General features: G+C 61.9%; 9 protein-coding genes. 5 read left to right on the forward strand and 4 right to left on the reverse strand.

The genetic code is table 11. From position 1 onward, the window contains the following. The first annotated feature begins 336 nt into the window (after positions 1-336). Positions 337-1,140, forward strand: a complete 804-nt coding sequence (locus tag MA04_RS21260; RefSeq protein ID WP_262462734.1) for a DODA-type extradiol aromatic ring-opening family dioxygenase — start codon at positions 337-339, stop codon at positions 1,138-1,140. Positions 1,141-1,146: 6 nt separating this feature from the next. On the opposite strand, the gene nhaD is transcribed toward MA04_RS21260, so the two are convergent. Together nhaD and MA04_RS21270 are read right to left on the reverse strand one after the other, a co-directional pair. Continuing rightward, on the reverse strand, positions 1,147-2,376 hold the full coding sequence (nhaD, locus tag MA04_RS21265) for a sodium:proton antiporter NhaD (RefSeq protein ID WP_163122011.1): 1,230 nt from the start codon (positions 2,374-2,376) through the stop codon (positions 1,147-1,149). 127 nt (positions 2,377-2,503) lie between these two features. Further along, positions 2,504-2,926 carry a MerR family transcriptional regulator gene (locus tag MA04_RS21270; protein ID WP_014996391.1) on the reverse strand — a complete coding sequence of 141 codons (423 nt, stop codon included), beginning with the start codon at positions 2,924-2,926 and terminating at the stop codon, positions 2,504-2,506. A gap of 119 nt (positions 2,927-3,045) precedes the next feature. On the opposite strand from MA04_RS21270, the gene MA04_RS21275 reads away from it, so the two are divergent. The 4 genes from MA04_RS21275 to MA04_RS21290 are packed head-to-tail and all read left to right on the forward strand — an operon-like array spanning position 3,046 to position 5,277. Beyond that, positions 3,046-3,954 carry a cation diffusion facilitator family transporter gene (locus MA04_RS21275; RefSeq protein ID WP_262462736.1) on the forward strand — a complete coding sequence of 303 codons (909 nt, stop codon included), beginning with the start codon at positions 3,046-3,048 and terminating at the stop codon, positions 3,952-3,954. 14 nt (positions 3,955-3,968) lie between these two features. Continuing rightward, positions 3,969-4,595, forward strand: a complete 627-nt coding sequence (locus MA04_RS21280) for a cation transporter (RefSeq protein WP_262462737.1) — start codon at positions 3,969-3,971, stop codon at positions 4,593-4,595. Between the two features lie 47 nt (positions 4,596-4,642). Further along, a complete protein-coding gene (locus MA04_RS21285) occupies positions 4,643-4,879 on the forward strand; it encodes a DUF3820 family protein (RefSeq protein ID WP_262462738.1) in 237 nt (78 codons plus the stop codon). A gap of 23 nt (positions 4,880-4,902) precedes the next feature. After that, complete coding sequence (locus tag MA04_RS21290) at positions 4,903-5,277, forward strand: sirohydrochlorin chelatase (protein ID WP_163121998.1); 375 nt, start codon at positions 4,903-4,905, stop codon at positions 5,275-5,277. Positions 5,278-5,544: 267 nt separating this feature from the next. Here MA04_RS21290 and MA04_RS21295 read toward each other — a convergent pair whose 3' ends face one another. Together MA04_RS21295 and MA04_RS21300 are read right to left on the reverse strand one after the other, a co-directional pair. Next, positions 5,545-6,696 carry a lipid A deacylase LpxR family protein gene (locus MA04_RS21295; RefSeq protein WP_262462739.1) on the reverse strand — a complete coding sequence of 384 codons (1,152 nt, stop codon included), beginning with the start codon at positions 6,694-6,696 and terminating at the stop codon, positions 5,545-5,547. 279 nt (positions 6,697-6,975) lie between these two features. Next, complete coding sequence (locus MA04_RS21300; RefSeq protein WP_262462741.1) at positions 6,976-9,300, reverse strand: TonB-dependent siderophore receptor; 2,325 nt, start codon at positions 9,298-9,300, stop codon at positions 6,976-6,978. Between the last annotated feature and the right edge of the window lie 212 nt (positions 9,301-9,512).

A 9,512-nucleotide genomic window follows, 5' to 3' on the forward strand; every position in this document is an offset into this window, starting at 1 on the left:
GGAAACCATACAAGCTTGCCTGCAAGCGAATCTATTGGGATCGAAAGCACAATTCGCTTGCAGGCAAGCTCCCACAGCGGCTTCGTGGTCTGGTCTGTGGGAAGTTGGGCAGGAGCCGTTTTTGACGCCACCTGCGACGTCCCGGAGGGTGGCCGCCATGGACGGCAGGCCACAAAGAATCGTCGGGAACGATTTTTGACGTCGCTCGCGACGTCCCGGAGGGTGGCCGCCATGGACGGCAGGCCACAAAAAATCTGATCTAATCGCACCAATCGCTGAATCCCTTGCCTGGCGCCGATGCCGTACTCTGAACACAGTCCGTGTTGGGAGTGATCCATGTCATTCGTTGCTTATGTTACTCATGGTGGTGGCCCGCTGCCGTTGCTCGGCGATCCGGGGCACCGGGAACTGATCGCGTCGTTGCGTGAACTGGCCGGGGCGGCGCCGCGTCCCCAGGCGATCCTGTTGATCAGCGCTCATTGGGAGGCGCCGGTAGCGTCGTTTACCGGTGGTGCCCATCCACCACTGATCTACGACTATTACGGCTTTGCCGAGCCCGCCTACCACCTGCAATACCCTGCTCCCGGCGATCCGGTCCTGGCGGCCCGTGCTGCCAGTCTGCTGCACGAGGCGGGTATCGAGGCACGAGTGGATAGGGAGCGTGGCTTCGATCATGGCCTGTTCGTGCCGTTGTCGCTGATGTACCCGGAGGCGGATGTGCCGGTGGTGGAGATGTCGCTGCTGGATTCCCTGGACGCCGGGGCGCACTGGCGCCTGGGCCGTGCCCTGGCGCCGCTGGTGGCGCAGGGCGTGGCGGTGATCGGTTCCGGCTCCTCGTTTCATAACATGGCGGTGTTGATGGGGCGTGGCGATCCGGCGGAGGCGCTGGATGCCAATCGGGATTTCGAGCAGTGGCTGCGGCAGACCTGCAAGAACGGGGACTGGGACGAGGAAGAGCGGGGAAAACGGTTGTGTGCCTGGCGTCAGGCTCCCGGTGGAACGTTCAGTCACCCGCGCGAAGAGCATCTGCTCCCCGCACTGGTGTGTGCCGGTGCCGCCGGCAAGCCGGCGGACCGGGTGTTCGCGGGCCGCATGGGCGAGGTGAGCGTCAGTTCCCTGCTGTGGCAGCCAGGGAACTGAGCGGACTCAAAGCATGACGCCGATGGCCAGCACGCCGAAGAAACCGACGGTGTAGGCGACGAACAGATAGCCGGCGTAGCGCAGGTAGCTGGCGAAGGTCAGTTCCTCGACCTTGCTCATGGCGACCACTCCGGCGGCGGAACCGATGATCAGCAGAGAGCCGCCCACGCCCACGGAGTAGGTCAGGGTCAGCCATTGCGGCAAGGTCATCTCGATACCGGATTTCAGCAAGGCGGCGGTCAACGGCACGTTGTCGAACAGCGCGGAGACCATGCCCACCACGTAGTTGGCGGCGAGGGTCGGCATGATGTCGTAGAGCTTCGGGAAATAGGCAAGGATGCCCAGTTCCTTGAGCATACCCACCAGCAGCAGCACACCGAGGAAGAACAGCAGAGTGTCGAACTCGATCTTGCGGATGTAATCGAGGACCGGCTCGTCCTTGTTCATGAACTGCACCACCATGAACATCAGCGACAGCCCGAACAGGAAGGTCAGCACCGGCGGAATACCAAAGGCCACGTTGGCGCCGATGGTGGTCAGGATGGTCATGAAGAACAGCGCCGCCACCGCTTTGTCGCCGTGACCGAAGGTGATGTCCCGTTTTTCCAGCTCCAGATCGCCCTTGAGTCCCAGGGAGAGCATGAACGCCAGGCTCATGACCGCGACGAAGGCCGGCAGGCTCAGTACCAGCAGATCGACGATCTCCACCTTGTCGGCGAGGAAGATCATCAGCGTGGTAACGTCACCGGTGATCAGCGCGGTTCCGCCGGCGTTCACCGAGAACACCACCAGCACCACATAGCGCAGCAACTTCTTAGCCGGCAGCCGCAGGTTCATCAACACCGCGATGCACACCAGAGTGGCGGTGATGTTGTCGGCCATGGAGGAGAACAGAAAGGCGAACAGCCCGGTCATGATCATCAGCTTGCGCTCGGACATGCGCGAGGGCATCAGCTTGTTGACGATGCCGTCGATAATGCCTTTCCCGGACAGGTAAGCGACAAACGTCATCGCCGCCATCAGGAACAGCCACAAGGTGGCAATATCGAGGAGCTGGTCGTTCAACTGCTCCATCAGGGCTTCATGGGTGAGATGAGAGGGTGGGGCAATAAAGAACAGAACCCAAACCAGGGATCCGAAAAACAGAGTGGTCTTGGCCTTGTCGATGTGAACCACGTCTTCGACGACGATGGACAGGAAGCCGAGAGCCACCAGGATAAGTAGCAATGCGGTCATAGGGGACTTCCAAGGCAGGAATCAGCGGGGCGGATTCTAGCGCTTTTGGGTCAAGCTTGCGACCTTTTGGGCAAGGCCGTGGTGAGGGCCTGGACGGTCCTCATCCGACACCGGGAAATGGGCGCGTTCAGGCCAATGGATGCCCGCTCTCACACAACCGGTGATCGCGCAGAACCTCGATGATCCGGCACTGCCCCACCTCGCCGCCGCCGCATTCGCCGATCATCCGGTCCAGCTCCCGGCGTAACGTCATCAGTGACTCGATACGGGCGGTGACCGCGTCCCGGTGGCGGCGAGCCAGGGCATCCACCGCAGAGCAATCCCGGTGCTCATCGTCGGACAGTGACAGCAACTCGCGGATGTCATCAATGGTGAAACCGAGGGACCGGGCGTGGCGGATGAAGTGCAGCCGATCCCGGTGCCGCTGCGTGTAGCGCCGTTGGTTACCGGCGCTGCGGGCGGGTTCGGGCATCAGCCCGATCTGTTCGTAGTAGCGGATGGTTTCCGCCTTGCAGCCGGTGTCCCGGGCCAAATCGCCGATGGAAAACATGCTGTCTCCTCTTGAAGCTATAGCCGCTACAGGTATTCAAATGGGCGGACATCGTAGCCGTCAAGGGCGAGAACCCGCGATTCGGCCTTAGAATAGTGCACAAGCCAGAGGAGAAACGGATGCATGCGCACCATGGTCACGAACATGGCCACTCACACCAGGCGCCGGCCAGTTTCGGCAAGGCATTCGTCATTGCCATTTCACTGAACGTGGGCTTCACGGTGGTGGAGTTCATCTACGGGTTTCTGGCGCAATCCTCCGCGCTGATGGCGGACGCCGGCCATAATTTGTCCGATGTGCTGGGGCTGGTGGTGGCCTGGGCGGGTGTGTTGCTGGCCCGCAAGATACCGGATCAGCGGTTTACCTACGGCCTGCGCGGCAGCTCGATCCTGGCCGCCCTGGCCAACGCCATGTTCCTGATGATTGCCTGCGGCGCCATCAGTTGGGACGCCATTCGTCGTCTTGCTGATCCGCCGGAAGTGTCGTCGATGACGGTGATCGTGGTCGCGTCCATCGGCATTCTGGTCAACACCGCTTCGGCCTGGCTGTTCGTCAAGGGCAGCAAGGACGATCTCAATATTCGCGGCGCGTTTCTCCATTTGGCGGCGGATGCGGCGGTGTCCCTGGGCGTGGTGATCGCCGGCGTGGCGATCCTGCTGACCGGCTGGAACTGGCTGGATCCGGTGGTCAGCCTGCTGATCGTGGTGGTCATCGTGATCGGCACCTGGGGGCTGCTCAGGGAATCGCTGAAACTGGCGCTGAACGCGGTGCCGGCGCACATCGATTTGGACGAAGTGGAGGCCTGGCTGCGCGATCAGCCCGGGGTGCTGGATATTCATGATCTGCACGTGTGGGGCATGAGCACCACGGAAAGCGCCCTCACCGCCCATCTGGTGATGCCCAACGGCGCCGATGATGCCTTTGTCGATGGCGTGGCCGACGAGCTGCACCATCGTTTCCGTATTGAACACACCACTTTGCAGGTGGAGCGCGGCGACAGTGAGCACGTCTGCGTGCTGCATCGCTGACAGGAGGTGGTTCCATGACATGTTGTGAACCGGAATTGAAAGCGGAGGCACCCCCGGCTTACCGCCGCGTACTGATCGCGGTGCTGCTGATCAATATCACCCTGTTTGTGGTGGAAGCGCTGGTGGGGTGGTTCTCCGGCTCCCGGGCACTACGCGCCGACGCGCTGGATTTCCTCGGCGACAGCGCCACTTATGCCCTGACGCTGTGGGCACTGGGGCAATCTCTGGCCTGGCGATTGCGGGCGGCGCGGATCAAGGGGATGTCGTTACTATTGCTGGGACTACTGGTGCTGGCGGACAGTCTGCTGGCGATGACCAACGGCGCACCGCCGCCGGGGCACACCATGACGGGCATCGGCTTGCTGGCGCTGGCGGCCAACCTGACCAGTCTGGTGTTGTTGATGCGCTATCGCCAGGGAGACGCCAATATCCGTTCGGTATGGTTGTGTTCCCGTAACGACGCCGTCGCCAATGTGGCGGTGATCGGCGCCGGTCTGGCGGTAATGGCCAGTGGCAGCCGCTGGCCGGATCTGGCGGTGGCGGTGGCGATCGCCGCGTTGTTTTGTCACAGCGCCATGGCGATCCTGCGTCAGGCCAACGCCGAGGGCCGGGGAGAAGGCAGCGGTTGTTCCTCGTGCTAGCCGGGGCCGGTATGTATGCTACCGGCACGGTTGAAACAGAGGGCGTCATGGAATTCAAACCCGAGGATCTCAAAGCGGTGTGCCAGCGCACCATGCCGTTCGGTAAATACCAGAACTGTCCGGTCATCGATCTGCCGGAACCCTACTTGCTGTGGTTCGCCGACAAGGGCTTTCCCAAGGGCGAGCTGGGGCGGCTGATGGCCCTGGCGATGATCATCAAGGTGGAGGGCCTGGCCGAACTGGTGGCGCCGTTCCGGGGTACGAGGCCGGGAGTGTTATTATAATCGTCCCGAATCCGGAGAGCGTTATGAGCAAGGCACTGGTCGTCATGGCCCATGGCAGCCGCGCCGCGGCGGCCAACGATGAATTTCGCTCACAGGTGGAACAACTGGCACGGCGTTGCTCCGAGTTTGTCGCCGTGGCGCCCTGCTTCCTGGAGTTGGCGAGCCCGTCATTGAATGAAGCGATTCAGCAACTCGCCCACCAGCCGGTGCAGCGGGTTTTTGTTTATCCCATGTTCTTCAACGGCGGCAAACATGTTTCCCGGGATATCCCCGCCCAGGTGCGCGAGGCGCGGGAGCGTTACCCTGAATTGAAGATCGAGCTGCTGGAATACCTCGGTAGCACCCCGGATCTGGCGGACCTCATGGCCCGCCATGTGGGAGAACAGACGGCTTCGTGAATCACCTTCCGCCAAGAGTCAGGGGGCTGTGATAGGCGAATCCCACAGCGGCTTCGTAGTCTTCTCTGAATTAACGAAGATCGGATCACAAGCCGTATTGGCTCACATCCACCTTGGAATAGACTTCCTCCCAGTACCGATCCGCCAGGGCCTCGGCGCTGTCGATGCCCTGCACCAGATCCACCCAGCGTTCCAGAACCGGGCGGAATTCCGGCGCTAGCAATGGGAGATGAGACGGGTCTTGCGTGAACTGGCTGCCGGTTCGGATCAGAAGGTATGGGCGATGACCATGCCGCCCCACAGCAGGTGGCGGTCTCCGGGGCCGTCCTTCAGCTCGGAGCTCTGCGCGCGCAGCACATAACTGAGGCGCCAGCCGTTGTGCCAGGCCAGGGTATAGCCGAGCCAGGCTTCGCCCACCACATGACGCACTTCATCATGGTCATAGCTAAGATCGCTGTCACGGAACTGGCCTTGCAGGAAGGCGTTGTAAGCTCGCGCGGCGGTACCGATGCCACCCCATACATAGTGCTCCTGAACGCCACCGGGCGGATTGGCGTAGCTGGCGCCTTCGCCGTAGCGGGCCAGTTCCGGGTTGAACCGCCACCACGGACTGCGTAACCGGCCGGCGCGGAAGCTGAGGCTCCAGCGTGCCTCGGTCAGATAGCCGACCGATCCTTGCAGCGTGCTTTTCACTTCCAGATTGGGGCGGCCTGGTGTCAGGTACTTTTGCCGGGCCACGGTGTAGCGGGCGGTGGGTTCGCCGCCGTCGCTGATCTGATGGTCCCAGCCCCGGGCCCGGTTGCTGCCGGTGATCCGGTGCACGGTGTTCTGCGCCTCGCCCACCAGCGGCAGGCCGAGGGCGCCGACGGTGAAGCTGGTGTGCCAAGCCAGGTCGCGGGCACGGTCGATCTGCTCCCGGTGGGAAGACAAATACACCAGGCTGGCGTAGGGGCGATCACCGGGCAGCAGGTCTTTTATCTTGACCTCTTCTGGCGTGAACGCCTGCATGCCGAACTCAATGCTGTGGCCGTCGATGCCTTCCGGTGATTGATCGTCCACCCCCACCAGCCGGTCCAGCCACCCCAGCGGCCGGTCCAGGGAGAACCAGGCATCGGCGGCCCGGGCGCCGGTATAGGAAAAGCTCAGCCCGTAGGTGTAGTCCTGATCCCGGGAGCCGGGCACCAGAATGTCGTTGTCCAGTGCCACCGACCAGGACGCGGCCGGGCGCTCCTGTTCAGGTTGCGGGCGCGGGCGGCGTGGACGTTGTTCTTCGCCAGGCAACATGGCCAGGCGCGGTTCGCTATCAAGACCGGGCACGGACACGGCGGGTTGGGCGTGGGCGGCGGCGGTCAGCAGGGCAAGACTGGACGCGGCGATAAGCAATAGAGGACCTCGCCGCGTTGAGGGCAACACGGTCATGGCGTCGTTTCTCCAGGGTTCATGGCCGGACGATGCCGGCGACGGGCACTATAGGCGCTGGCCTGATGCGGGCGGTAGAACGGATCCGGAAGATCATTGCCCGATTCTGCGCAACGCCATGCTCACTTCGGCAACAGAGTATGGTTACCGGGATGGCTATAAGATGGGGGCGGACAAGGATAAGAAAAATAGAAAAAACCCGACCGGTATGATCGGGTTTCTTAATCGATGCGCGCCCTCTTGAGAAAAAACCGGAAAGAAGGGCGCGTCGACCAGGGGTTAACGCAGGCGATAAGTGAGTGTGGCCATGACGCTGCGTTCGGCGCCCATGTAGCAGTAATCGAGGGAATAACAGGACGCTACGTATTCCTTGTCCGTCAGGTTGTTGACGTTGACGCGCAGGTTCATGCCGTGCAGGCCGATACGGCTCAGATCGTAGCCCAGGGAAGCGTCGAACAGAGTGTAGGAAGGCACCGTTCGAGTATTGGCGCGATCCGCCACGATGTCGGTGACGACTCGGGCGCCCAGCCCCACATCAAGACTTTCCAGAGCGCCGTCGTTGAAGCGGTATTGCCCCCACAGAGCAGCCTGGTGACGCGGTGCCTGGTTGACCCGGTTGCCCTCGATGTCCTGTTCCGCGTCCTGGTAGCGGATATCCGTATAGGTGTAGCTGGCCTGCAGCGCCAGTTGGTCGGTGACCATGGTCTGCGCTTCCAGCTCCACGCCGCGGGAACGGATCTGGCCGATGGGCTTGTAAATTTCAATCTGAGGCAGTCGCACAGCGATGTTTTCCTGATCAATGTGAAACAGCGAGAGGGTATAGATCCCGCGACCATCACGTGGCTGGTATTTCAGCCCGCTTTCGTACTGGGTACCCTCCGTGGGTTTCAACGGATCGCCATCTTCATCGGCGTGAGTGCTGGGCTTGAAGGACTCTGAGTAACTGACGTAGGGTGCCAGACCGTTGTCGAACAGATAGAGCACGCCGGCCCGGCTGCTGAATTGACTGCGGTTCTGGCTGGAACGAACGCCTTGGGTCAGATTCACATTGGCGGTCCGCACCCAGTCCTGACGACCGCCCAGTGAGAAGCGCCAGTTGTTGAGGCTCATGGTGTCCTGCAGGTAGACACCAGTTTGGATCAGTTTGCGATCATGGCTTTCAGCAGGGAACATCGTGGGGCCGGAACCATAAACGGGGTCGAAGGCGTCGATGGGTGGGAAAGTGCCATTCAGCCACAGAGCGTCCGCGTCACGATGCTGATAGTCGAAACCCAGCAGCACGGTATGGCGCAGCCCCCATTTATCAAAGTCCGCCTGCAACTGCGTATCCACGGCATGGGCACTGAGGTGCTCGTCGGCGCCGGAGAAATAGCGGTTCAACTCATTGCTGTCGCCGACCCAGCCATAGGCGTAGACCTGCTGCAATTGCACGTCGCTTTCCAGATAGCGGTAGTTCTGCCGGAACCGGAAGGTATCGTTGATCACGTGTTCCAGGCGGTAGCCGATCATTTTCTGGGTACGCTCATACTGTTCATAGCCCGGCTCACCTTCGAAGAAATGCCGGGAAACATAGCGCCCGTTGTGGCGGTACAGGGTGCCTTCCGCCGGCAGGCCGCTGTGACTGCCGCCTTCCGGGTCGTCCTGATAATAGGCCATCAGATCCAGAGTGGTGCGGTCGCTCAGATCAATGGTGAACGATGGCGCGATGGCATGGCGCTTCTGTTCCACATGATCAAACTGGGTGTCGCCGCCTTCGGTGAGGCCGATGATGCGGTAGGCGGCGCGGTCGCCGAGCGGTCCGGCGAAGTCGAAGGCGGCGCCGAGGTAATCATTGCTGCCGGCACGGAACTGGATCTCCTGACGCGTCTCGAACAGCGGCTGTTTGCTGGTCAGGTTCACCAGGCCGCCGGGCGAGGCGCGGCCGTACAGCACCGAGGACGGGCCTTTGACCACTTCCACCCGCTCCAGGAAGTACGGGTCGACCTGGATCGAATTGAAGGTTCCCGGATCGCCCATGGTCTTGAGACCATCCAGGTAGATGTTATCGATGCTGTCGTCGGAAAAGCCGCGCATCACCACGTAGTCGTAGCGTTTGGAAGCGCCGATCTGATCAGTGAACACGCCGGGGGTATAGCGCAGGGCCTGCTGCACGGTTTCCGAGCCCTGGGACTCGATCTGTTCGCGACGCACCACGGAGATGGACTGCGCTGTTTCCAAAGTGGGCTGGTCGATCTTGGTGGCGGCCTGGGCGGTCACCGCCACCGCTGCCAGTACATTGGGCCGGGCCGGGGAGTGGGCCCGGGAGGTTTGGGCCGAGGCCGTTTCCAGGGTGTAGCTGCCGTCATCGTTGCGCCGGTAGCGCAGGCCGCTGCCGGCCAGCAACTGGTCCAGCGCCGCCGTGGTGGAGTAATCGCCGCGCAGGGCCGGGCTTTGTTTGCCCCGGATCAGGGCGGTGTCGTAGATCAGCGTGACGCCGGTGGCGTCGGCCAGATCCAGCAGTGCCTGATCCAGGGACTGGGCGGGCAGGTTCAACGATGCCGCCTGGGCGGCGGAAGTCAGAATGACCGCGCCGAACAGGGCGGCACGCAAGGGGTTCAGACTCATGGGCGGTTCGGTTTCCTGTGCTGTGGCAATTCTGCGAATGAAAATGATTTAGATTGCACTGCCGGAGAAGACGAAGCCGTTCGGGATTTCTGAACCCGGGGCGGGAAATTTTTTCTTCATCGTGATTCAGAGGGGGTTACCCTCCATTGGGGACATAAATACGGAGGCCCGCGCTACAAGTCCGCTGTGGGAGCTTGCCTGCAAGCGAATCC

The sequence above is a fragment of the Alloalcanivorax balearicus MACL04 genome (assembly GCF_025532145.1).
GTDB classification, from domain to species: domain Bacteria; phylum Pseudomonadota; class Gammaproteobacteria; order Pseudomonadales; family Alcanivoracaceae; genus Alloalcanivorax; species Alloalcanivorax balearicus.

What these genes read in the sequence shown, in the direction of transcription:
- MA04_RS21260 (WP_262462734.1), top strand. Translation starts at nt 337, where the DNA reads ATGTCATTCGTTGCTTATGTTACTCATGGTGGTGGCCCGCTGCCGTTG.
- nhaD (WP_163122011.1), bottom strand. Translation starts at nt 2,376, where the DNA reads ATGACCGCATTGCTACTTATCCTGGTGGCTCTCGGCTTCCTGTCCATC.
- MA04_RS21270 (WP_014996391.1), bottom strand. Translation starts at nt 2,926, where the DNA reads ATGTTTTCCATCGGCGATTTGGCCCGGGACACCGGCTGCAAGGCGGAA.
- MA04_RS21275 (WP_262462736.1), top strand. Translation starts at nt 3,046, where the DNA reads ATGCATGCGCACCATGGTCACGAACATGGCCACTCACACCAGGCGCCG.
- MA04_RS21280 (WP_262462737.1), top strand. Translation starts at nt 3,969, where the DNA reads ATGACATGTTGTGAACCGGAATTGAAAGCGGAGGCACCCCCGGCTTAC.
- MA04_RS21285 (WP_262462738.1), top strand. Translation starts at nt 4,643, where the DNA reads ATGGAATTCAAACCCGAGGATCTCAAAGCGGTGTGCCAGCGCACCATG.
- MA04_RS21290 (WP_163121998.1), top strand. Translation starts at nt 4,903, where the DNA reads ATGAGCAAGGCACTGGTCGTCATGGCCCATGGCAGCCGCGCCGCGGCG.
- MA04_RS21295 (WP_262462739.1), bottom strand. Translation starts at nt 6,696, where the DNA reads ATGACCGTGTTGCCCTCAACGCGGCGAGGTCCTCTATTGCTTATCGCC.
- MA04_RS21300 (WP_262462741.1), bottom strand. Translation starts at nt 9,300, where the DNA reads ATGAGTCTGAACCCCTTGCGTGCCGCCCTGTTCGGCGCGGTCATTCTG.